The 21437-nt window shown below is 62.2% G+C and carries 22 protein-coding genes and 1 pseudogene; 14 read left to right on the top strand and 9 right to left on the bottom strand.

What is annotated here, in order from left to right; all coding sequences use genetic code 11:
• Positions 1-132 precede the first annotated feature (132 nt).
• The 4 genes from pgeF to NKJ23_RS15385 all read left to right on the top strand — a co-directional run bounded on the left by pgeF (position 133) and on the right by NKJ23_RS15385 (position 3934).
• The gene (gene pgeF, locus NKJ23_RS15370) at positions 133-921 is read left to right on the top strand and encodes a peptidoglycan editing factor PgeF (protein ID WP_352680834.1); all 789 of its coding nucleotides are present in this window, start codon (positions 133-135) and stop codon (positions 919-921) included.
• Positions 921-2072 carry a M24 family metallopeptidase gene (locus NKJ23_RS15375; protein WP_023678425.1) on the top strand — a complete coding sequence of 384 codons (1152 nt, stop codon included), beginning with the start codon at positions 921-923 and terminating at the stop codon, positions 2070-2072. The genes pgeF and NKJ23_RS15375 overlap by 1 nt, the downstream gene beginning before the upstream one ends.
• 54 nt (positions 2073-2126) lie before the next feature.
• The gene (locus NKJ23_RS15380) at positions 2127-2747 is read left to right on the top strand and encodes a hypothetical protein (protein WP_352680836.1); all 621 of its coding nucleotides are present in this window, start codon (positions 2127-2129) and stop codon (positions 2745-2747) included.
• Positions 2748-2998: 251 nt separating this feature from the next.
• Positions 2999-3934, top strand: a complete 936-nt coding sequence (locus tag NKJ23_RS15385) for a ribose-phosphate pyrophosphokinase (protein ID WP_023678427.1) — start codon at positions 2999-3001, stop codon at positions 3932-3934.
• Positions 3935-4031: 97 nt separating this feature from the next.
• Here NKJ23_RS15385 and NKJ23_RS15390 read toward each other — a convergent pair whose 3' ends face one another.
• Entirely contained in the window at positions 4032-4913 is an 882-nt protein-coding gene (locus NKJ23_RS15390) for an AraC family transcriptional regulator (protein ID WP_352680838.1), read from the bottom strand.
• Between the two features lie 128 nt (positions 4914-5041).
• Here NKJ23_RS15390 and NKJ23_RS15395 point away from each other — a divergent pair, with 128 nt between their 5' ends.
• Together NKJ23_RS15395 and NKJ23_RS15400 are read left to right on the top strand one after the other, a co-directional pair.
• The gene (locus tag NKJ23_RS15395) at positions 5042-6286 is read left to right on the top strand and encodes an MFS transporter (RefSeq protein ID WP_352680840.1); all 1245 of its coding nucleotides are present in this window, start codon (positions 5042-5044) and stop codon (positions 6284-6286) included.
• A 205-nt stretch (positions 6287-6491) separates the two neighbouring features.
• A complete protein-coding gene (locus NKJ23_RS15400) occupies positions 6492-7241 on the top strand; it encodes an SDR family oxidoreductase (protein WP_352456918.1) in 750 nt (249 codons plus the stop codon).
• Positions 7242-7306: 65 nt separating this feature from the next.
• Here the strand turns inward: NKJ23_RS15400 and NKJ23_RS15405 are convergent.
• Positions 7307-7402, bottom strand: a pseudogene (locus NKJ23_RS15405) (alpha/beta fold hydrolase); the annotation flags it as partial.
• Between the two features lie 221 nt (positions 7403-7623).
• Here NKJ23_RS15405 and NKJ23_RS15410 point away from each other — a divergent pair.
• The 7 genes from NKJ23_RS15410 (at position 7624) to NKJ23_RS15440 (ending at position 13018) form a co-directional block, all read left to right on the top strand.
• Positions 7624-8268, top strand: a complete 645-nt coding sequence (locus tag NKJ23_RS15410) for a 50S ribosomal protein L25/general stress protein Ctc (protein ID WP_023678438.1) — start codon at positions 7624-7626, stop codon at positions 8266-8268.
• A 23-nt stretch (positions 8269-8291) separates the two neighbouring features.
• On the top strand, positions 8292-9017 hold the full coding sequence (gene pth, locus NKJ23_RS15415) for an aminoacyl-tRNA hydrolase (protein WP_352680842.1): 726 nt from the start codon (positions 8292-8294) through the stop codon (positions 9015-9017).
• Between the two features lie 3 nt (positions 9018-9020).
• Complete coding sequence (locus tag NKJ23_RS15420; protein ID WP_352645069.1) at positions 9021-9584, top strand: hypothetical protein; 564 nt, start codon at positions 9021-9023, stop codon at positions 9582-9584.
• A gap of 77 nt (positions 9585-9661) precedes the next feature.
• Positions 9662-10765, top strand: a complete 1104-nt coding sequence (gene ychF, locus NKJ23_RS15425; RefSeq protein ID WP_352680844.1) for a redox-regulated ATPase YchF — start codon at positions 9662-9664, stop codon at positions 10763-10765.
• 215 nt (positions 10766-10980) lie between these two features.
• Complete coding sequence (corA, locus tag NKJ23_RS15430) at positions 10981-11955, top strand: magnesium/cobalt transporter CorA (protein ID WP_352680846.1); 975 nt, start codon at positions 10981-10983, stop codon at positions 11953-11955.
• 134 nt (positions 11956-12089) lie between these two features.
• Positions 12090-12551, top strand: coding sequence for a MaoC family dehydratase (locus NKJ23_RS15435; RefSeq protein WP_352680848.1), 462 nt, complete (start codon positions 12090-12092; stop codon positions 12549-12551).
• The gene (locus NKJ23_RS15440; RefSeq protein WP_023678444.1) at positions 12548-13018 is read left to right on the top strand and encodes a MaoC family dehydratase; all 471 of its coding nucleotides are present in this window, start codon (positions 12548-12550) and stop codon (positions 13016-13018) included. The genes NKJ23_RS15435 and NKJ23_RS15440 overlap by 4 nt, the downstream gene beginning before the upstream one ends.
• 43 nt (positions 13019-13061) lie before the next feature.
• Here the strand turns inward: NKJ23_RS15440 and NKJ23_RS15445 are convergent, their stop codons facing one another.
• The 4 genes from NKJ23_RS15445 to petA form a co-directional block, all read right to left on the bottom strand.
• On the bottom strand, positions 13062-13607 hold the full coding sequence (locus tag NKJ23_RS15445) for an adenine phosphoribosyltransferase (protein ID WP_254819181.1): 546 nt from the start codon (positions 13605-13607) through the stop codon (positions 13062-13064).
• 214 nt (positions 13608-13821) lie between these two features.
• Positions 13822-14694: a cytochrome c1 gene (locus NKJ23_RS15450; RefSeq protein ID WP_023679477.1), complete on the bottom strand. Its 873-nt coding sequence runs from the start codon at positions 14692-14694 to the stop codon at positions 13822-13824.
• A gap of 88 nt (positions 14695-14782) precedes the next feature.
• A complete protein-coding gene (locus tag NKJ23_RS15455; protein ID WP_352450515.1) occupies positions 14783-16084 on the bottom strand; it encodes a cytochrome b in 1302 nt (433 codons plus the stop codon).
• 17 nt (positions 16085-16101) lie between these two features.
• Positions 16102-16662 carry a ubiquinol-cytochrome c reductase iron-sulfur subunit gene (gene petA / locus NKJ23_RS15460; protein ID WP_023719206.1) on the bottom strand — a complete coding sequence of 187 codons (561 nt, stop codon included), beginning with the start codon at positions 16660-16662 and terminating at the stop codon, positions 16102-16104.
• Positions 16663-16943: 281 nt separating this feature from the next.
• On the opposite strand from petA, the gene NKJ23_RS15465 reads away from it, so the two are divergent.
• The gene (locus NKJ23_RS15465) at positions 16944-17288 is read left to right on the top strand and encodes a cupin domain-containing protein (RefSeq protein WP_352680850.1); all 345 of its coding nucleotides are present in this window, start codon (positions 16944-16946) and stop codon (positions 17286-17288) included.
• Positions 17289-17315: 27 nt separating this feature from the next.
• Here the strand turns inward: NKJ23_RS15465 and NKJ23_RS15470 are convergent, their stop codons facing one another.
• Genes NKJ23_RS15470 through NKJ23_RS15480 form a run of 3 tightly spaced genes read right to left on the bottom strand, consistent with a single transcriptional unit; the run spans position 17316 to position 21421 of the window.
• Positions 17316-17630, bottom strand: a complete 315-nt coding sequence (locus tag NKJ23_RS15470; RefSeq protein ID WP_023679480.1) for a DUF6665 family protein — start codon at positions 17628-17630, stop codon at positions 17316-17318.
• Between the two features lie 24 nt (positions 17631-17654).
• Complete coding sequence (locus NKJ23_RS15475) at positions 17655-19535, bottom strand: ABC transporter ATP-binding protein (protein WP_352680852.1); 1881 nt, start codon at positions 19533-19535, stop codon at positions 17655-17657.
• Entirely contained in the window at positions 19532-21421 is a 1890-nt protein-coding gene (locus NKJ23_RS15480; protein ID WP_352615537.1) for an ABC transporter ATP-binding protein, read from the bottom strand. The genes NKJ23_RS15475 and NKJ23_RS15480 overlap by 4 nt, the downstream gene beginning before the upstream one ends.
• Positions 21422-21437: the final 16 nt, after the last annotated feature.

Below are 21437 nucleotides of genomic sequence, written 5' to 3' on the forward strand. Positions count from 1 at the left end.
CTGCCGCCTCTCTCACTCTCCCGTCTCCGACTAGCGCCCGACATCAACTGCGCCAGCCTTCAACTGACCAGCCTTCAACTGCGCCCCTTCAACTCGCTTGACGAAATCGCCCATACGGACAACAAAGCCGCCATGCTGAATCAGACCAAACCGGATCCCGTTCGGTCGCCCTTGCTGGAAACGGCGCAAGGCATCCGCCACGGCTACTTCACGCGAGTCGGCGGCATTTCCAGCGGCATCTACCGGGGCCTCAACATCGGCACCGGCTCGAACGACGACCAGACGCTGGTGCGCGAGAATCGCCGCCGGGTCGCCGAATGGATGGGCGTGCCTGCAAACCATCTGCTGACCGCTCACCAGGTTCATTCGCCGGACGTCGTCATTGCCAGGGAGCCTTTTGCCGGCGAGCGGCCCAAGGCCGACGCCATTGTCACCGACCGGCCGGGCATTGCCGTCGGTGCCTCGACCGCCGACTGCGGACCGGTCCTCTTCGCCGACGCCGAGGCGCGTATTATCGGCGCCGCCCATGCCGGCTGGAAAGGCGCTTTCACCGGAGTGCTGGAAAACACCATCGCGGCAATGGAAAGCCTCGGCGCCAGGCGCGACCGCATCGTCGCAGTGCTCGGTCCTTCGATCGGCCGACGGAATTACGAAGTCGGACCGGAATTCGTCGCCCGTTTCGTCGACGCCGATGCCGGCAATGCTCGCTATTTCGCGCCCTCCGCAAATGCCGGACATGCGATGTTCGATCTCAACCGCTACACGGTCGACCGGCTGACCAAGGCTGGCGTCAACGCCGAAGGACTTGGCCGCTGCACCTATGCCGAGGAAGAGCTTTTCTACTCCTATCGGCGCAGCACGCATCGCAACGAGCCCGACTACGGGCGACAGGTTTCGGCAATCGTTTTGGAGGCTGACTGATGGCGCTGCATTTCGAACGCTCGGAATTCGACGCGCGGCGCGATCGACTGATGATCGAGATCGCCGAAAAGAAGCTCGACGCCGTCCTGCTGTTTGCCCAGGAAAGCATGTATTGGCTAACCGGCTACGACACCTTCGGCTTCTGCTTTTTCCAGTGCCTGGTGGTCAAGGCCGACGGCTCGATGGTGCTGCTGACGCGTTCGGCCGACTTGCGCCAGGCGCGCCACACCTCGATCATCGACAACATCGTTTTGTGGACGGACCGCAACGGCGCCAATCCGGCGGTAGATCTGCGCAATCTGCTCAATGAGCTTGACCTGCTCGGCGCCCGGATCGGCGTCGAATACGACACCCACGGCCTGACCGCCTATAATGGCCGGCGCCTCGACGAGCAGTTGCAGACCTTCGGGCAGATCGCGGATGCCTCCGGCATTGTCAGCCGGCTACGGCTGTTCAAGAGCCCGGCAGAAATCGCCAAGGCGGAAAAAGCCGCAAATCTGGCCGACGACGCGCTGGACGCAGCACTGCCGCTGATCAAGCAGGGCGGCGATGAGGCGCTGATCCTCGCCGCCATGCAAGGTGCGATCTTTGCCGGCGGCGGCGATTATCCGGCCAACGAGTTCATCATCGGCTCCGGAGTCGACGCCCTGCTTTGCCGCTACAAGGCCGGTCGCCGCAAGCTCACCAAGAACGACCAGCTGACGCTCGAATGGGCCGGTGTCTTCCACCACTACCATGCGGCAATGATGCGCACGGTGTTGACCGGCAAGGTATCGAAACGCCACCAGGAATTGTTCGATGCCGCCCGCGCCGCGCTACTTGCAGTCGAGAAGGCGATGACGCCCGGTAATACGTTCGGCGACGTGTTCGACGCCCATGCCCGCACCCTCGAAGCCCACAATTTGACCAAGCACCGGCTCAATGCCTGCGGATATTCGCTCGGCGCCCGCTTCACCCCTTCCTGGATGGATATGCCGATGTTCTATCAGGGTAATCCCGAACCGATTGCGCCGAACATGACGCTGTTCGCCCATATGATCATCATGGACTCCGAAACCGAAACCGCGATGACGCTTGGCCGCACCTATCTGACCACCGAATCCCAGCCGAAGCCGCTGTCCCGCCATGATCTCGACTTGATCGTGCAGTGAATCCATAATGGAAAGAGTGTGAGGGGCGTTCGTCGCCAAGGAGTTTTCAGGCTAATGAGACGATCGCATGTGACGACCGTGTCATTGCTCGTGGCGCTGGCACTGGCGGCCTGCACCAATGCGAAGGACGTTCTCGAACCCTCGGCCATTGCCCCGCAATCGACGCAATCGCTCTCCGGAGCCGGAGGTGCCGCGACGCCCCCCGCAACTCCGGCTCAGCCTGCCGGCACTGCGCAAACTGCAGATACAGCGCAGCCTTCCGCTGCAGCAGCCGTGCCGCCCGCCCAAAGCGCGGCTGCCATTGCGCGGACCCGGCTGCAGGTGGCGCCGATCGTCGGCGCCTCGGTAGAAGCCGCGACACCGCTGACCGCCGAGCTTCAGACACGCGCCAGGCAGCGCGGCATCACCTTGGCCGGCAGCACCGACCAGACCCCAACACATGTGCTCAAGGGCTATTTCTCGACCATGACGGAAGGCAAGGACACTACCGTCATCTATGTCTGGGACATCTATGACCCGGCCGGCAACCGGCTGCATCGCATCAACGGCCAGCAGAAGGCGCCGTCTGTTGGCGGCGGCGAAGGCTGGACGGCGGTCGCCCCGGCGACCATGCAGGCAATTGCCGACCAGACAATCGACCAGTTCGCCACCTGGCTTGGCGGCGGCGCCGGCTGACCTGGAGCATAATTCCGAAAGTGAAATCCGGTTTTCGGAAAAGATCATACTCAGACTGAAAGATAGAGCTATCCCGATTCCGTCGGCATCGAAGTGGACCTATCGCCGCATCGTCAAGCCGTAAGCGTTTATTGAGATTAGCCGGCGGATTCCCGTTCACGACGCTTGCAATACCGGCGCGGGCCGCTAAAAGCCCGACTAAGAGGCTGGAGTGCTATCGGAGTCTCTCAATCCTTCGCCAGGAACGGTGCATGAAGCTCTTCGCGGGCAATTCCAACAGGGTGCTGGCCGAATCAGTCGCCCGCTACCTCAACATTCCGCTGGGCAAGGCCAGCGTCAGGCGCTTCGCCGACCAGGAAATCTTCGTCGAGATCCAGGAGAATGTGCGCGGCGAGGACGTCTTCATCCTGCAGTCCACCTCGTTCCCGACCAACGATCATCTGATGGAACTGCTCATCATGATCGATGCCTTCATGCGCTCTTCGGCCAAGCGCATCACTGCGGTTATTCCTTATTTCGGCTATGCCAGGCAGGATCGCCGTGCCTCGGGCCGCACACCGATCTCGGCCAAGCTGGTCGCCAACATGATCACGAGGGCGGGCGTCAACCGGGTGCTGACCCTGGATCTCCATGCCGGCCAGATTCAAGGCTTCTTCGACATCCCGACCGACAATCTGTTTTCCGTGCCGGTCATGGCCCGCGACGTAAAGGCGAAATACAAGCAGCTTGCCAACGTCATGGTGGTGTCGCCGGATGTCGGCGGCGTGGTCCGCGCCCGCGCGCTCGCCAAGCGCATCGACGCCCAGCTTGCCATCGTCGACAAGCGCCGCGAGCGCCCCGGCGAATCGGAAGTCATGAACGTCATCGGTGACGTGCGCGGCAAGGATTGCCTGTTGATCGACGACATCATCGATTCGGGCGGCACGCTGTGCAATGCGGCCGATGCGCTGCTTGCCGACGGCGCCACCAGTGTCACTGCCTATACTACCCATGGCGTTTTGTCCGGCGGCGCCATCGCCCGCATCGGCGCCTCGAAACTGCAGGAACTGGTCATCACCGATTCCATCCAGCCGACCCAGGCAGTGCTGGACGCCGCCAATATCCGCGTCATCTCCATCGCCGAATTGATGGGCGAGGCGATCTCGCGCACGGCGACCGAGGAATCGGTGTCGAGCCTGTTCGATTAATGCGTGTCGCGCAAAGTGCAGCGGTTTTGCGATAACGACATGCATAAAAGCAAGAACCCAAAGCGCGTCGCATGAGGCCGGTCGAACGCGACGCCCTTCAGGGCTGCGACTCAGGCCGAGCCGGACCGCTTATTCGCCGCACACCTTCGCCAGCATCACGGGCGCCCCGCATGTAACCGCGTGGCGAGGCTCCCAGCATGCGCTTGAACATGGTGATGAACGCCGGCACGCTGTCATAGCCGAGATCGAGCGCCACCCTCGTGATCGGCTCGCCGTCGGCCAGCCGTGGCAGCGCCGCGAACAGACAGGCCTGCTGACGCCAGGTCGACAGCGACAATCCGGTCTGGCGGTGGAACGCGCGGGTGAAAGAGCGGCGGCTCATGCCAACGATAGCGGCCCACTCGTCGATCGTCGCATGCGGTGACGGTGCCGAGACGAAGCGCCGGCATAGCGTCGCCAGCCTTGCATCGGACGGGAACGGAAGGCCGAGCGGCCGTTCCGGCAGGTTCGGGATTTCGTGCAGCAGGAGCTTCATGATCAGTCCGCCCCGCCCCTCCAGCTCGGCGCCTTGCGGCAGGTTTTCCGATTCCACGATCAGGCTGTGCATCAGGTCGGTGATGCCGACGACACGCAACCCGTCCGGCAGGCCGGGAATGGCCTCCGGCATCACATAGACGGACCGCATGCTGACGTCGCCCAGCATCTCGACGGAATGTTCGGTGCCGGCGGGGATCCACATCGCGTGGTCCGGAGGCACCATCCAGCGCCCATGCCGCGTCGTCACCAGCACGACACCGACCAGCGCGTGCAGCAACTGGCTGCGGCTATGATGGTGCCGTGGCACATGGTAGCCGTCCGGATATTCGGTCGGCAGCGCCACTGCCGGCCCTACGGCCTGCTCCAGCCATTGCCAGCGACGCTCATGCAACAGCCCGAGATCGGTGTCGCCCGCTCTGAACATTTCCCTGCCATGCGGCATCAGCTATGGCCCACTTGCGAAACTATTGGACCAAACCACGAAAGAAGTCGCGTGACAAGCAACGTATAAGGCTGCGGCCTATAAGACCGCCTGCGGGAGCGCCCGCCAAAAAGACCACGGAGCCTGCCTTGACCGATACCACAGCAACCGCCGACGCCAAGCCGGCAGCGGCCAGCCACATTTCAGCTCAGGCGACGGCCTTCACCGTCATCCTGGCGGTGAGCTTCTGCCATTGCATCAACGACATCATGCAGTCGCTGCTGTCGGCGATCTATCCGCTGCTGAAGGACAATTACGGTCTCGATTTCTGGCAGATCGGCCTTTTGACTTTCACCTTCCAGGTGACGGCATCCTTGCTGCAGCCGGTGATCGGCATGATTACCGACAAGCGGCCGATGCCTTATTCGCTGCCCTACGGCATGGCTTCTTCGCTGATCGGGCTGGTCGTGCTGGCCTATGCCGGACATTACTCGCTGCTCCTCATCGGCGCCTCGCTGATCGGCATCGGCTCGGCGATCTTCCACCCGGAATCCTCGCGCATCGCCCGCTTCGCCTCCGGTGGCCGGTTCGGTCTTGCGCAGTCGCTGTTCCAAGTCGGCGGCAATTTCGGCCAGGCGATGGGGCCGCTGCTGGCAGCCTTCATCGTCGTGCCCTTCGGCCAGACTAGCATTGCCTGGTTCGCCGGGGGCTCGCTGATCGGCATCATCGTGCTTTGGCAGGTCGGCGGCTGGTACAGCCGCCTGCATGCCGCACAGGGCACCCGCAAGGCGGCAGGTTTCGTCTCGCCCTTCCCGCGCCGCAAGGTCCTGGGCGCGCTGGCGGTGCTGACCTTGCTGGTATTGACCAAGAACGCCTACATCGCCAGCCTGTCCAGCTACTACACCTTCTATGCCATCCATAAATTCGGCGTTTCGGTGCAGATGTCGCAGGTCATGCTGTTCCTGTTCCTCGGCGCCTCGGCCCTGGGCATCCTGCTCGGCGGCCCGTTCGGCGACCGCTACGGACAGAAGGCGATGATCTGGTTCTCGATCGTCGGCGTGCTGCCCTTCACGCTGGCCCTGCCCTATGCCAATTTCGAGTGGACGATGGTTCTCACCGTGCTGATCGGCCTGATCCTGTCCTCGGCCTTCTCGAACATCGTCGTCTTCGCCCAGGAACTGGTGCCCGGCCGCGTCGGCATGATCGCCGGCATCTTCTTCGGCTTCGCCTTCGGCATGGGCGGCATCGCCGCCGCCGTGCTTGGCGTCGTCGCCGACATGAAAGGCATCGATTTCGTCTTCCAGGTCTGCTCGTATTTGCCGCTGCTCGGGCTACTGACGGTCCTCCTGCCTAACATGAAGGAAGCGAGGAAGATGGAGGCGGCGGCCAGCTAAAAATCAGTTCATCTTTCGGAATTGATACGAGTGCGCGACAGTTGCCGCGCCCTCGATGATTCTTTCATCATACGCCGGGTGAAAAGCCTGTTAGAGAGGGTCACCCCTGAAGGCAAAATTTTGGTCAGCAACGCCTTCAAGTTGAACATACCGGGCTCAACCCTGATGCTGCGCAGCGCTCCGCGCCAGGAAAGGCAATTCGCTTATGTCCAGACTAAAAGGCAAGGCCGCATTGATTACCGGCGGCACCAGCGGCATCGGCCTGGTGACGGCGCGACGTTTCATCGAGGAAGGTGCGCGCGTCGCTATCACCGGAACAAATGCGAGCCGTCTCGAGGAGGCGCGCACCATCCTCGGCAGTGATGTGCTTGTCATTGCCGCCGACGCCGGAGATGCTGCTGCCCAGAACGACATAGCGCGGCGGATCGAGGAAACCTTCGGCAAGCTCGACGCTCTCTTCCTCAATGCCGGTATCGCCGACCTGCGCCCGCTTGGCGACTGGACCGAGGCCGCGTTTGACAGGAGCATCGACGTCGACCTCAAGGGGCCGTACTTCCTGGTCAAGGCGCTCGTTCCGCTGTTTTCGAACCCGTCGTCGATCATCCTCAGCGGCTCGGTCAACGCGCATATGGGAATGGCTGGAACGCACGTCTATGCGCTGGCCAAGGCCGGCATGATTTCGCTCGCCCGGACGCTCTCGGGCGAACTGATAGAACGCGGTATTCGCGCCAATGTGATCAGCCCGGGTCCGATCGACACTCCGCTCAACGACAAACTTGGGCTGGACCCCGAAGCGGCGAAGGCGCGTGCGAAAGCTGTGGTCGGCCTGGTGCCTGCCCGTCGTTTCGGAACCGCCGAGGAAATTGCCAACGCGGTGGTTTTTCTTGCTTCGGACGAATGCCCGTTCATGGTCGGTGCGGAAATGCTGATCGATGGCGGCTTGAGCATCGCCTGACATCGGCACGACCTGACACGAGATCACCCGCAGATGGCGGGTTTTTTGTTACGTTCTGAAAGGCCTTACGCCCTGAAGAAGGCCAGCATGTCGGTGTTTATAACATCGGCATGGGTGGTCGCCATGCTATGGGGGAAACCCTTGTAGACCTGTCGCCTGCCATGACTTGCACCCTTTCCCGCCTTCGGCTATAGAGCCGCCACCCGCGTAGACACCCTTGGAGGCAACGCGGCGGAAGGCTGCCTTCCCTTGTGATCCCGAACAAAGGTCCGCTTGCTTATGCGGCTGCCGGCTTTCGGATATGCAGGCCCGGCGGCTTTCGACGTTTACGGCCCAGCCACGCTGACCGTGAGCGCTCCAGAACAACGCGAAAGGAAATGCCATGAGCCACGATACTTACGAGCTCAAGGCCGAAGCGCGCGAACAGGTCGGTAAGGGGTCCGCCCGTGCAGTTCGCCGCAACGGTAAAGTGCCTGCAGTGATTTACGGCGACAAGCAGCCTCCCCTGGCGATTGCGCTGACCTATAAGGACATCTACTACAAGATCCATGGCGGCGGGTTTCTGACCACGGTCGCCACGATCGATGTCGACGGCAACAAGATCCAGGTTCTGCCCAAGGATTTCCAGCTCGACCCGGTCAAGGATTTCCCTGTCCATGTCGATTTCCTGCGCATCGGCAAGGATACCGAAGTCAATGTCGACGTGCCCGTGCACTTCATCAATGAAGACAAGTCGCCCGGTATCAAGCGCGGCGGCGTGCTCAACATCGTGCGCCACGAGGTCGAGTTCCACTGCCCGGCCAATGCGATCCCGGATTTCATCACCATCGATCTCACCGGTACCGATATCGGCGATTCGATCCACATTTCGGCCATCACCTTGCCGGCCGGCGTCAAGCCGGTGATCTCCGACCGCGACTTCACCATCGCGACCATTGCCGGCTCCTCGGCGATGAAGCCGGAGGCCGCGGAAGAGACGACTGAAGCGGCTGAGCCCGAAGCGGCCCCTGCCGCCGAAGAGAAGTAACCCCTTCCCGCCCGGAGGCGACGATGCTTGTCTTTGCAGGCCTCGGCAATCCGGGCGCGAAATACGCCAACAACCGGCACAATGTCGGCTTCATGGCGGCGGACGCGATCGCCCGCCGCCATTCCTTTTCGCCCTGGTCGAAGAAATTCCAGGGTCTGATCGCCGAAGGCACGCTTGCCGGCGAAAAGGTGATCCTGATCAAGCCGCAGACCTTCATGAACCTGTCCGGCCAGTCGGTCGGCGAAGCCTTGCGCTTCTACAAGCTCGGCCCTTCGGCGCTGACTGCCTTTTATGACGAGATCGACCTTGCCGCCGGCAAGGTGCGGGTCAAGGTCGGTGGCGGTTCCGGCGGCCACAACGGCATCCGCTCGCTCGACCAGCACGTCGGCAAGGATTTTCGCCGTGTGCGCATCGGCGTCGGCCATCCCGGCGTCAAGGAAATGGTGCACGGCCATGTGCTTGGCGATTTCGCCAAGGGCGACCGCGAATGGCTGGACGTGCTGCTCGACGCAATCGCCGATGGTGCCGGATTGCTTGCCAAGGGCGACGACAATTCGTTCATGAACCGCGTGACGCTGGCGCTGCGCGACAAGCTCACGCCGACGGACGACGACGATCGCCCGCCGCCCAAGGCGCCAAAGGCGCAAAGCCACGTCCGCCAGGCGCGGCCGCAGCAGCCGGCGGCCAAGCTGCCCGAAACCGGCCCGATGGCGGCCATGCTGAAGAAGCTTTTTGGCGGCAAGGACTGAGCCATGGATCTGGATGACATTCAGGAATTGGTCCGTCTCATCAGACAGAAGTATGTTGATTATTTCGTCGCCGCTGCCGGCGAACTTGCTCGCAACAGCCAAGGATCGCATGCGACCGAAATCAAGTTTTCGAACGTCGATTCCTTCTATCGAAATTTCATCGCGGTTGATTTCGTCAGTAATGACGGACAGCCAAATCCGCAATTCATCAACAGCGATTCCTATGTGAAATTCTCTCCGGATATTCACGCCGGGATGGGTGGAATGGATGTCCTCATCTCACCTTTCAGGTGGGATGAGGTTCATTTTAAATTCCCTATAAATGAGCTCGACGGCGATCTCTTCGACGAATGGTTTCGCGGCTGGTTCGATATCGATGGCGAGCGTGAAACATCGGAGACCGTCGGAAACGTCATTCACAGTGCGCAATTGCTCGACGGGCAACTGACCATCGATTTCGGAACCGCTGAGGTCGACGCGTTCTGGCATCTTCTGCAAATACTGAGCAGGTCCGGCGTTCGTTCGTTGGCGATAGGCACCGATGACATCGCGCAGCGTCTGAATTGAATTGCGCCTTGACGATCATCGGCGCTTTCGCCCATAGCCCTGATCAAATTTCGATTTCCCGATAGGACCAGACAAAAATGGGTTTCAAATGCGGCATCGTTGGCTTGCCCAATGTCGGCAAGTCGACGCTCTTCAATGCGTTGACCAGGACGGCGGCGGCGCAGGCCGCCAATTATCCGTTCTGCACCATCGAACCGAATACCGGAGAGGTGGCGGTGCCCGACCCGCGCCTGCAGAAGATCGCCGCGATCGGCAAGTCGAAGGAGATCATCCCGACCCGCATCTCGTTCGTCGACATTGCCGGCCTAGTGCGTGGCGCCTCCAAAGGCGAAGGGCTTGGCAACCAATTCCTCGCCAACATCCGTGAGGTCGACGCCATCGTCCATGTGCTGCGCTGCTTCGAGGATGACGACATTACCCATGTCGAGGGCCGCATCGATCCTGTCGCTGATGCCGAGACCGTCGAAACCGAATTGATGCTTGCCGACCTCGACAGCATTGAGCGCCGCATCGTGCAGATCCGCAAGCGTGCCGCCGGCAAGGACAAGGAAGCAGCGACCGTACTTCCGATGATGGAAGCGGCGCTTGAACTGCTGCAGGCCGGCAAGCCCGCCCGCATCCTGCTCAACGGCATCTCGGCTGAGGATCTGCGCATCCTGCAGGGGCTGAATCTCTTGACCTCACACCCGGTGCTTTACGTCTGCAACGTCGCGGAAGCCGATGCCGCCACCGGCAACGCGCATACCAGGGCGGTCGAGAAGATGGCCGCCGCGCAAGGTGCCCGCACCGTTGTGATTTCCGCGGCGATCGAGGCCGAGGTCGCCCAGCTCTCGGACGAAGAGGAAATGGAATTCCTGGCAACGCTCGGTTTGGACGAACCCGGCCTGAACAAGGTCATCCGCGCCGGCTACGAGCTGCTCCAGCTCATCACCTACTTTACCGTTGGCCCCAAGGAGACACGCGCCTGGACCGTGCACAAGGGCGCCAAGGCGCCGCAGGCGGCAGGCGTCATCCACACCGATTTCGAGCGCGGCTTCATCCGCGCCCAGACCATCGCCTATGACGACTTCGTCAGGCTGGGCGGCGAAGTCGCGGCCAAGGAGGCCGGCAAGGCGCGCGACGAAGGCAAGGAGTATATCGTCCAGGACGGCGACATCATGCTGTTCAAGTTCAACACCTGAACCGGCGAGGAAGCCCAATGGTCACCATTGCCGTCGCTCGATGACAAACTTCAAAGCAGGGTCGCAGTGCCTCTTGCGCTGCTTGACGGGCCATCGTGCGGGGTCTAAGGGGCCTCTGCACCGGCCTCGCGCCTCGCCTGCCCGCGTCCGTGCGATGTGACTGACGCGCCCCCTCCAAACGAACGCTCTTTGGCAACAGCAAGGGAGACCCGGCGATGATCAAGGCCTTCGTCGTCGACAATGATCGCCTGCGCCTGGTCGACGATCTCCTGCAAAACAGCGACACTGTCGTCTGGGTCGACCTCTTCAACCCGACAAAGGAAGAAGAGACGACAATCGAGACCTGGCTCGGCGTCGCCGTTCCGACCCGCGAAGAGATGGAAGAGATCGAGATCTCGAGCCGTCTCTACGTCGAGGACGGCGCCTACTTCATGACCGCCATTCTGCCGGCGCAGACCGAGGTGAACGATCCGTTGATGTCGCCGGTTACCTTCGTGCTCGCCGGCAGCAGGCTGATAACCGTGCGGTACCACGAACCGAAGGCGTTCAAGACCTTTCCGCTGCGCGCCGAAAAGGTGGCGACCGGTTGCACCAGCGGTGACACCATCCTGATCGGACTGCTGGAGGCGATCGTCGACCGCCTCGCCGACATTCTGGAGCGCGCCGGCCGCGACGTCGAGGCGATCTCGCGCGACATCTTCGAGGCACGCTCGACCAAGGTTTCCAAGCGCAACCGCGACTTCCAGGAGCTGTTGAAAGGCATTGGCCGCAAGGAGGACCTCGCCTCCTCGATCCGCGACAGCCTGATCTCGCTGCAGCGCCTTGCCGGCTTTCTCGCCCATGCCTCCACGCAAAGCAGGATGAGCAAGGACACCCGCGCTCGCATCAAGACCTTGTCGCGCGACGTGCTGTCGCTCGCCGACCACGCCACGTTCCTGTCGCAGAAGATCAGCTTCCTGCTCGACGCGACGCTCGGCATGATCTCGATCGAGCAGAACGCCATCATCAAGATCTTCTCCGTCGCCGCTGTCATCTTCCTGCCGCCGACGCTTGTCGCTTCGATCTACGGCATGAATTTCGACATCATCCCTGAGCTCAAATGGCACTTTGGCTATCCCTTCGCCATCGGCATGATGGTGCTTTCGGCAATCCTGCCCTTCTGGTATTTCCGCCGCCGCGGCTGGCTATAGGGTCGTCAATACCGCGCTGCGGCTTGGGCGCAGCGGGCTGGCGCAATAGAAATTGCTTGACCAAATGCCACGCTGCCTGCATCCGGGACCCGGACCCGTAGCGATCGTACAATCCTGAACAGGATTTCCAGACCATGACCGCAAAGACCTGGGCTTATGAGGATTTTGTCGAGGGCGCTTCGCTCGACCTCGGCACCAAGCTGGTAAGTGCCGCCGAAATCATAGAATTCGCCGGTGAATTCGATGCCCAGCCGATGCATCTCGACGAGGCCGCGGGCCAGGCCAGCATTCTCGGCGGGCTGGCGGCTTCGGGTTGGCACACCTGCGCCATGTTCATGCGCATGCTGTGCGATGCCTTCCTGCTCGACTCGACCTCCCAGGGCGCGCCGGGCGTCGACCAGGTCAAATGGAAACGGCCAGTCCTGGCCGGCGACCTGTTGACCGGCAGCACCACCGTCCTTGCCAAGCGACTGTCCAGATCGAAACCCCGCCTTGGCTTGGTGACCATGCGCAGCGAGTTGTTCAACCAGCGCGGCGACGGTGTTTTCGAGCTCGAAAACACCGTCATGTTCCTCACCCGCGAGGGCCGTGCGTGAGCCTCGACGAATTCTTCTGCATCGGTATCACCGTCACGCTCGGTTCACATCGATTCGAACCGGAGGCGATCAAGGCGTTCGCCCGCAAATACGACCCGCAGATATTCCATATCGACGAAGAGGCGGCGAGGAACAGCATATTCGGCGGGCTCTGCGCCTCGGGCTGGCACACCGCCGCCACCTGGATGAAATTGAACCTCGAGGCTGGCATAGAGGCAGAGGTCGCCCGCTGGCCCGGTCCTGGGCCGGTGCCGGAATTCGGCCCCTCGCCCGGCTTCAAGAATCTCAAATGGCCCAAACCTGTCTATGCCGGGGAAACCGTGACTTTCACCCGCACCGCGCTGGCCCATCGCCCCATCGCCTCGCGACCGGGCTGGCGGCTGCTGACGCTCCGCTCAGAGGCCTTCGATTCGACCGGCGACAAGGTCATCGAATTCGAAAGTGCCGTGCTGGTGAAGGTGGAGTGAGCGGAGTTCTTTCCCTCTCCCACAGGGGAGAAGGAAGAAACGCTCAATGCCCCTCAAACCCGATCAGCGTCCTCACCGGTACGCCGAGCGCCTCTAACCTCTCTCGGCCGCCAAGGTCCGGCAGGTCGATGACGAAGCAGGCGGCGAGGATATCGGCGCCGATCTGCCGCAATAGCTTGACGGCCGCCTCGGCCGTGCCGCCGGTGGCGATCAAATCGTCGACGAGGATTACCTTCTCGCCTGGAGAAACACCGTCCTTGTGCATCTCCATCTCGTCCAGCCCGTATTCCAGGCTGTAGGCGACGCGCACCGTCTCGTAAGGCAACTTGCCCTTCTTGCGGATCGGCACGAAGCCGGCCGAGAGCTGGTGGGCGATGGCGCCGCCGAGGATGAAGCCGCGCGCCTCGATGCCGGCGATCTTGTCGATCTTGAGGCCGGCATAGGGATGCACCAGCTCGTCGATGGCGCGGCGGAAGGCCCGCGCATTGCCGAGCAGCGTGGTGATGTCGCGAAACAGGATGCCCGGCTTGGGATAATCCGGAATGGTGCGGATCGCGGCAAGCAGCGTCTCTTCGAGCGAGGATTTCATCAAGCGGCTCTCCGGGCTATTCAGATTCGGGTGAAGACGTGAAAGGAATGGGCCAATCGTAACCCGGTGCCGCCAAGTCCGGCTACCGCCATGTGGCGCCTGACGGAAAATTGTCCGGCAATGGGACCTGCTCAGCGTCGGCTGCGATGAATCGACATGCCTGCAATGAAAAGGGCGCCTTTCGACGCCCTCGCATTCTCGTATATCGCAGGGCTCAGTGCGCCACGCCGGCCCACACCTTGCGTTTTGTCAGGTAGACCAGCGCACCGAACAGCAGCAGAAAGACCAGCACGCGAAAGCCGGTCTTCTTGCGGTCCTCGAGGTGCGGCTCGGCCGCCCACATCAGGAAGGCCGACACGTCGCGCGAATACTGGTCGACCGTCTGCGGCGCGCCGTCATCATAGGTAACCTGGCCGTCGGAGAGCGGCTTCGGCATCTTCAGCGACACGCCGGACAGGAAGTACGGATTGTAGTGCGTGCCTTCCGGTATGACCATGCCCGCCGGCGGCTGCTGGTCGTAGCCGGTCAGCAGCGAGTGGATGTAGTCGGGACCGCCCTGGGCATATTGCGTGAAGATGTCGAAGACGAAGCGCGGGAAGCCCCGTTCAACGCCGCGCGCCTTGGCCAGCAGCGACATGTCGGGCGGTGCTGCGCCGCCATTGGCCGCCGCCGCCGCTTCCGCATTGGGGAACGGCGCCGGGAAATGGTCGGACGGCTTGCCGGGGCGATCGAACATGTCGCCGGCATCGTTCGGGCCGTCGTGGATCGTGTATTCGGCCGCCAGCGTCTTGATCTGCGCATCCGAATAGCCAAGGCCTTCCAGCGTGCGGAACGCCACCAAATTCATCGAATGACAGGCCGAGCAGACTTCCTTGTAGACCTTCAGCCCGCGCTGCAGCTGGGCCTTGTCGTAGGTGCCGAACGGCCCGGCGAAGCTCCAGTCCATTTCCTTTGGTTCGTGTATCGGGAAATGCGTCGGCGCCGCCTCGTTGTGCGCCTCTTCCTGGGCGCGTGCTCCAGTGCCTGTGGCCCCAATGCCCGCGGCCACAAGGCCAAGCAGCGCCAGCGAGGTGAGAATCTTCTTCATGCAAATCCCCTTGAGATTCTCTGACGCGCTGTCATCGTCTCGAGCATGATCTTGTCCGAAAACCGGTTTCCACTTTTCGGGATCATGCTCAGCCTTTGGTTTCCGGCGCGGCCGTGGCGCCGGCGGGATGTCCACCGCCACCCTTGTTCTTCCCGAGCACCGCCTCGGTGATCGAATTCGGCAGCCGCCGCGGCGTCTCGATCAGCCCAAGTACCGGCAGCGCTACCAGGAAGAAGGCGAAGTAGAACAGCGTCGCCATCTGCGCCATGAACACATAGCTGCCCTCGGCCGGCTGCGAGCCCAGCCAGCCGAGCAGGATGGCGTCGGCCACGAACAGCCAGAAGAACAGCTTGTACCAGGGCCGGTAGACTGCCGAGCGCACCTTCGAGGTGTCGAGCCACGGCACCAGGAACAGCATAACAATCGCGCCGAACATGCAGAGCACGCCGCCGAGCTTGGAGTTGATGGGCCCGATATTGAAGGTGATCGCGCGCAGGATCGCGTAGAACGGCAGGAAGTACCATTCCGGCACAATGTGGGCCGGCGTCTTCAGGGGGTTGGCAACGGTGTAATTGTCCGGATGGCCGAGATAGTTCGGCAGATAAAAAACGAAATAGGCGAAGACGAACAGGAACACGATCATGCCGAACCCATCCTTGATGGTCGCGTAAGGCGTGAAGGCGAGCGTGTCGGTCTTCGATTTGACCTCGATGCCGGTCGGATTGTTCTGGCCGACGACGTGAAGCGCCCAGATGTGCAGCACGACGACGCCGGCGATCATGAACGGCAATAGATAATGCAGCGCAAAGAAACGGTTCAGCGTCGGATTGTCGACCGCGAAGCCGCCGAGCAAAAGCTGCTGGATCCAGTCGCCGACCAGCGGGATGGCGGTGAAGAAGCCGGTGATGACGGTGGCGCCCCAGAAGCTCATCTGGCCCCAGGGCAGCACATAGCCCATGAACCCGGTCGCCATCATCAAGAGGTAGATGATGCAGCCGAGGATCCACAGCAGCTCGCGCGGCGCCTTGTAGGAGCCGTAGTAGAGCCCGCGGAAGATATGGATGTAGACGGCGATGAAGAAGAACGACGCGCCGTTCGAATGCAGGTAGCGCAGCAGCCAGCCGGAATTGACGTCGCGCATGATCTTCTCGACTGAATCGAAGGCGAGAGTGCTGTCGGCCGCGTAGTGCATGGCCAGCACGATGCCGGTCAGGATCTGCGCCGCCAGCATGAGCGCGAGGATGCCGCCGAAGGTCCAGGCGTAATTCAGATTGCGCGGCACCGGATAGGCGATGAAGCTGTCATAGACCAGCCGCGGCAGCGGCATGCGCGAATCGAACCAGCGTCCGATGCCGGTCTTGGGCGTATAGGTCGAGTGTCCCTCGCTCATGGAAAATATCCCTTGCCTCAGCCGATACGGATCTTGGTGTCGGAAATGAACTGGAACACCGGCACCGCCATGTTCTCGGGCGCCGGCCCCTTCCGGATGCGGCCGGCGGTATCGTATACGGAACCGTGGCACGGGCAGAACCAGCCGCCGAAATCGCCTTCCTGGCCTAGCGGGATGCAGCCGAGATGGGTGCAGACCTGGACCATCACCATCCAGGCTTCCTTGCCCGGCGTGGTGCGGTTGGCGTCGGTTGCCGGGGCGTCGGCCGGCAAATTGGCGTTGCGGGCGATTGGATCCTTGAGCTCGGCGAGATTGACCGCCTCGCCGTCCTTCATCTCTTGCTCGGTGCGGTTGCGCACGACCACCGGCTTGCCCCGCCACTTCACAACGAGCGACATTCCTGGCGTCAGCGAAGATACGTCGACCTCAACCGAGGCAAGGGCCAGCGTCGAGGCATCCGGACGCATCTGATCGATGAACGGCCAGGCGACAGCGCCCGCGCCGACCACCGCCGCCATGCCAGTGGCGACGTAGAGAAAATCACGACGGTTGGGATCCTGGGTGTCGGTTGCGCTCACGGGTGCCTGATCCTTTCGCCTTTTCCGTGCCGGCGGCCGAGCCTTGTTCCCCGCTCAATCGCGCCGGCCCGACTGCGCATGGCGAACAGGCTAGCGAATTCCTCCGGCATTTGGGACTTGGGTTTATGCGTGAAGCCTGTTTTTGTCCAGACGGGTGAAGGCACAAGGGCAGATTGTCGCGGGGGCGTAATTCGCACGGCGGAACGATTGGAAAACAGCAGCAAAACCAAATGGCTGCGTTCGCCTCGACAGCTGGCGCTGGCCCGGTTTATCCTCGGCCTATGGCGCATGTCATAGACCGCGACAAATGGGCCGAAGCGCCCGACCGCTGGCAGGGCGAGCTGCAAGGCGGAGCTTACGGCTCCCGCAGCTGCCTGATCTTCAACTACCTGCCCGAGATCGGCGGCGGCCCCAGGCTGCACAGCCATCCCTATTGCGAGATTTTTATCATCCGGACCGGCACCGGCCTGTTCACCGTCGGCGACCGGCAGATCGAGGCCACCGCCGGCCAGATCCTGGTCGTACCGCCGGACACGCCGCAGAAATTCACCAATCTCGGGCCAGGCCCGCTGGAAACCACCGACATACACGAGAACGGCAGCTTCATCACCGAGTGGCTGGAATAACGCTTCCCAAACCAGTTCCGGTTCGGATCATGCGCTAGCGCCGAGCCTGGCCAGCACGGCCTTGGGAATGTTGTATTCCCGGATCACCGCGTCGTGCTTGCGCAGGCCGCAGAGTTCGCGCTGGATGAAATACCCGTGCACCGCTTCGGCTGCATCCCTGAGCAGCCGGGCACGGTCGACACTGTCGCAATTCTCGCGCAGCCTCGTCAATGTTTCCTCGACGCGCCGGCCGGCGCGGCCGAGCGCTGCCGCCTTTTCACCGAGGATTTCATGGCCAAGCAGGTCCAACGCGCTCTCCTGCGCGCCGGACCGTCCGAAATTCGATGGCATTCTCACCGCCATGATTTCACTCCGCTTTATAGAAAACTACTCCGCCGGCCGGGTCTCGGCCAGCGCGCTCTCCTCGTTGAACAGGAAGCCGCCGGACTGCCGCTTCCACAGCCTGGCATAGAGCCCGTCGAGCCCGACCAGCTCGTCATGCGTGCCTTGCTCGACGATGCGGCCCTCGTCGAGCACCACCAGCCGGTCGAGTGCCGCAATGGTCGACAGCCGATGCGCGATGGCGATGACCGTCTTGCCTTCCATCAGCCTTGCCAGATTTTCCTGGATCGCCGCCTCGATGTCGGAATCGAGCGCCGAGGTCGCCTCATCGAGCACCAGGATCGGTGCATCCTTGAGGAAGACGCGGGCGATCGCCACGCGCTGGCGCTGGCCGCCGGAGAGCTTGACGCCGCGCTCGCCGACATAGGCCTCGTAGCCGATACGATCGCGATTGTCGCGCAGGCCGAGGATGAACTCGTGGGCCTCGGCCTTCTTCGCTGCCGCGACCACCTCGGCGTCGGTCGCTTCCGGCATGCCGAGCTTGATGTTGTCGCGCAGCGAGCGGTGGAAAAGTGCCGTATCCTGGCTGACGACGCCGATATTGGCGCGCAGCGAATTCTGCGTGACCCTGGAGACGTCCTGCCCGTCAATGGTGATCTTGCCGCTCTCGAGGTCGTAGAGGCGCAGGATCAGATTGACCAAGGTCGTCTTGCCGGCGCCGGACGGGCCGACCAGGCCGACCTTTTCGCCCGGCCGCACGACGAGGTCGATGCCGTCGAGCACGCCGGACCCCTTGCCGTAGTGGAACTCGACATTGCTGACGTCGATACGCCCGCCGCCGACGACAATCTCTTTCGCGTCCGGCGCATCGGTCAGGCCGAGCGGCTGTGAGATCAGCGCCTTGGAGTTTTCCAGCACGCCGAGGTTCCGCAAGATGCCGTTGAGCTGCATCATCAGCCGGCCGAGCAGCATGTTCAGCCGCAGCACCAAAGACAGCGTGAAAGCCACGGCGCCGACTGTGATCGAACCCTCGACCCAGAGATAAACGGCAAAGCAGGCGATCGCCGTGATCATAATGCCCGACAGCATCGTCAGTGCCATGCGCACGCCGGTCAGCCTGCGGGTGAACGGGCGCAGCGCGTCGAGATAGATGTCGAAGCCGTTCCTGATGTAGCGGTCGTCGCCATCGGCCGAGAACAGTTTCAGCGTCTGGACGTTCGAATAGGAATCGACAAGGCGGCCGGTGATCATCGAGCCGGCTTCGGCGGTGGCTTCGGCATGCTTGCGGATCGCCGGCAAATAGCGCCTGGCCAGCAAGCCGAAGGCGGTAATCCAGATCACCACCAGCACCGCCAGCCGGAGATCGAGCCCGGCGACCAGCGCCAGCGTCGTTACCGTATAGACGACCATGAACCAGACGACCTCGATGAAGCTTTCCATCAGATCGCCGGTCGCCTGTCCCGCCTGCCAGACCTTGGTCGCGATACGTCCGGCAAAGTCGTTCTGGAAGAAGGCGTAGGATTGGCGCGAGACATGGCGATGCGCCTGCCAGCGCACCAGATTATAGAAACCCGGCGTGATCGTCTGCTCGTCGACCAGCGCCGACAGGCCGACGACGATGGTGCGGATGACCAGCACCACCGCGATCATGAAGACAAGTTCCGGGCCGGCGGCAGTCCACAACGTGTGCCAGCTGCGTTCGCCGGGAAGCTCGTCGAGGATGTCGACCAGCCGCCCGACGAAATAGAACAGTCCGGCTTCGACTAACGGCGCGATGCCGCCGATCAGCAGCATGGCGAAGAAGGCGATCTTCGCCTGCCCGACATAATGCCAGAGAAAACCCCTGACGCCGGCAGGTGGCCGAAGGTCCGCAGGCTCCCGGAATGGATAGACCCAGTTCTCGAACCAGCGGTAGATGGCAGTCATTCGGCGGCTTCACCCTTGACGAGTGCATCGTTGGCGGCTGCATCGTTGACAGAGGGGCCGTCGTCGAGCAGGAAGCCGCCCGACTGGCGCTGCCAGAGCTGGGCGTAGAGCCCGCCGCTGGCAACCAGTTCCTCATGCGAACCTTCCTCGATGACGCGGCCCTTGTCCATGACGACGAGCCGGTCCATGGCCGCGATCGTCGACAGCCGGTGCGCAATGGCGATGACGGTCTTGCCTTGCATCAGTCTGTAGAGGTTCTCCTGGATGGCCGCCTCGGCCTCGGAATCGAGGGCGGAGGTCGCTTCGTCGAGGATAAGGATTGGTGCGTCCTTCAGCATAACACGGGCTATGGCGATGCGTTGCCGCTGGCCGCCGGACAATTTGACGCCGCGATCACCGACATGCGCGTCGAAACCCTTTCGACCGTTAGAATCCGACAATCCGGCGATGAAATCCAGCGCCTCGGCGCGCCGCGCCGCCTCGATCAGCATCTGGTCACTGGCGTCCGGCCGGCCATAGAGGATATTCTCGCGCACCGAGCGATGCAGCAGCGAGGTGTCCTGCGTGACCATGCCGATCTGGGCGCGCAGCGAGTCCTGCGTCACCGCCGCAATGTCCTGGCCGTCGATCAGGACCTTGCCGCTTTCGAGGTCATAGAAGCGCAACAGAAGATTGACCAGCGTCGACTTGCCGGCACCCGAACGGCCGACGATGCCGACCTTCTCGCCCGGCTTCACCGTCAGCGACAGGCTTTCGATCACGCCCTTCTGCTTGCCATAGTGGAAGCGGATGTCCTCAAAACGGATCTCGCCCTTGGTCACGGCGATATCCTTGGCGCCAGGCCGGTCTTCGACGAGGCGCGGCAGCGAGATCGAGGCGATGCCGTCCTGCACCGTGCCGATATTCTCGAACAGCGTGGACATCTCCCACATGATCCATTGCGACATGCCCCAGAGCCGAAGCACGAGGCCGATGACCAGGGCGACGGCGCCGATCGTCACGGCTTGGCCGAGCCACAGCCATAGCGAGATTGCGGTGACCGAAAACAACAGCAGCGAATTCAGGACGTAGAGCAGGCCGTAGAGCTGTGTCACCAGCCGCATCGACCGGTAGACTGTATCGAGAAAGCCGGCCATACCGTCCTTGGCGAAGGATGCCTCGCGCCGCGCATGCGAGAACAGCTTGACCGTCTGGATGTTGGAGTAGCTGTCGACGACACGGCCGGTCATGGTTGAGCGCGCATTGGCCTGCTCCTCGCCGACCTTGCCCAGCCGCGGGATGAAATAGCGCAACAGCAGGACATATCCGGCAAGCCAGACGGCAAGCGGCGCAGCCAGCCGCCAGTCTGCCGAGCCGACAATGAACAGCATGCCGAGAAAATAGACGACGATATAGTTGAGCACATCGATGAGCTTGATGACGCACTCGCGCACCGCGAGCGCGGTCTGCATCAGCTTGGTCGCGATGCGCCCGGCAAACTCGTCCTGATAGAAGCTCATCGACTGCTTGAGCAGGTAACGATGCACCTGCCAGCGGATACGCATCGGATAATTACCCATCAGCGTCTGCTGGTTGAGCAGCGAATGGAACCAGACCGTCGCCGGCAGCGCGAAAACCACGATGAATGCCATGCCGACCAGCTTCAAGCCTTCGGTCTGCAGGAACGTCTCGCGATTCTGTCCGGACAGCCAGTCGACGATCCGGCCCATGAAGCCGAACATCCACACCTCGGCAAGGGCGATGGCCGTCACCAGTACCGCATCGAGAGCGATGTAGGGCCACGCGCCGCGCGTATAATGCACGCAGAAGGCGATCAGTGTCCGCGGCGGCTCGACCGGCTCCTTGGCAGGGAACGGATCGAGCCTTTTTTCAAACCAGCTAAACATAGAGATGCTCACAATA

Source organism: Mesorhizobium sp. M0184 (assembly GCF_040322215.1).
GTDB lineage: Bacteria > Pseudomonadota > Alphaproteobacteria > Rhizobiales > Rhizobiaceae > Mesorhizobium.

What these genes read in the sequence shown, in the direction of transcription:
- pgeF (WP_352680834.1), top strand. Translation starts at nt 133, where the DNA reads ATGCTGAATCAGACCAAACCGGATCCCGTTCGGTCGCCCTTGCTGGAA.
- NKJ23_RS15375 (WP_023678425.1), top strand. Translation starts at nt 921, where the DNA reads ATGGCGCTGCATTTCGAACGCTCGGAATTCGACGCGCGGCGCGATCGA.
- NKJ23_RS15380 (WP_352680836.1), top strand. Translation starts at nt 2,127, where the DNA reads ATGAGACGATCGCATGTGACGACCGTGTCATTGCTCGTGGCGCTGGCA.
- NKJ23_RS15385 (WP_023678427.1), top strand. Translation starts at nt 2,999, where the DNA reads ATGAAGCTCTTCGCGGGCAATTCCAACAGGGTGCTGGCCGAATCAGTC.
- NKJ23_RS15390 (WP_352680838.1), bottom strand. Translation starts at nt 4,913, where the DNA reads ATGCCGCATGGCAGGGAAATGTTCAGAGCGGGCGACACCGATCTCGGG.
- NKJ23_RS15400 (WP_352456918.1), top strand. Translation starts at nt 6,492, where the DNA reads ATGTCCAGACTAAAAGGCAAGGCCGCATTGATTACCGGCGGCACCAGC.
- NKJ23_RS15410 (WP_023678438.1), top strand. Translation starts at nt 7,624, where the DNA reads ATGAGCCACGATACTTACGAGCTCAAGGCCGAAGCGCGCGAACAGGTC.
- pth (WP_352680842.1), top strand. Translation starts at nt 8,292, where the DNA reads ATGCTTGTCTTTGCAGGCCTCGGCAATCCGGGCGCGAAATACGCCAAC.
- NKJ23_RS15420 (WP_352645069.1), top strand. Translation starts at nt 9,021, where the DNA reads ATGGATCTGGATGACATTCAGGAATTGGTCCGTCTCATCAGACAGAAG.
- ychF (WP_352680844.1), top strand. Translation starts at nt 9,662, where the DNA reads ATGGGTTTCAAATGCGGCATCGTTGGCTTGCCCAATGTCGGCAAGTCG.
- corA (WP_352680846.1), top strand. Translation starts at nt 10,981, where the DNA reads ATGATCAAGGCCTTCGTCGTCGACAATGATCGCCTGCGCCTGGTCGAC.
- NKJ23_RS15435 (WP_352680848.1), top strand. Translation starts at nt 12,090, where the DNA reads ATGACCGCAAAGACCTGGGCTTATGAGGATTTTGTCGAGGGCGCTTCG.
- NKJ23_RS15445 (WP_254819181.1), bottom strand. Translation starts at nt 13,607, where the DNA reads ATGAAATCCTCGCTCGAAGAGACGCTGCTTGCCGCGATCCGCACCATT.
- NKJ23_RS15450 (WP_023679477.1), bottom strand. Translation starts at nt 14,694, where the DNA reads ATGAAGAAGATTCTCACCTCGCTGGCGCTGCTTGGCCTTGTGGCCGCG.
- NKJ23_RS15455 (WP_352450515.1), bottom strand. Translation starts at nt 16,084, where the DNA reads ATGAGCGAGGGACACTCGACCTATACGCCCAAGACCGGCATCGGACGC.
- NKJ23_RS15465 (WP_352680850.1), top strand. Translation starts at nt 16,944, where the DNA reads ATGGCGCATGTCATAGACCGCGACAAATGGGCCGAAGCGCCCGACCGC.
- NKJ23_RS15470 (WP_023679480.1), bottom strand. Translation starts at nt 17,630, where the DNA reads ATGGCGGTGAGAATGCCATCGAATTTCGGACGGTCCGGCGCGCAGGAG.
- NKJ23_RS15475 (WP_352680852.1), bottom strand. Translation starts at nt 19,535, where the DNA reads ATGACTGCCATCTACCGCTGGTTCGAGAACTGGGTCTATCCATTCCGG.
- NKJ23_RS15480 (WP_352615537.1), bottom strand. Translation starts at nt 21,421, where the DNA reads ATGTTTAGCTGGTTTGAAAAAAGGCTCGATCCGTTCCCTGCCAAGGAG.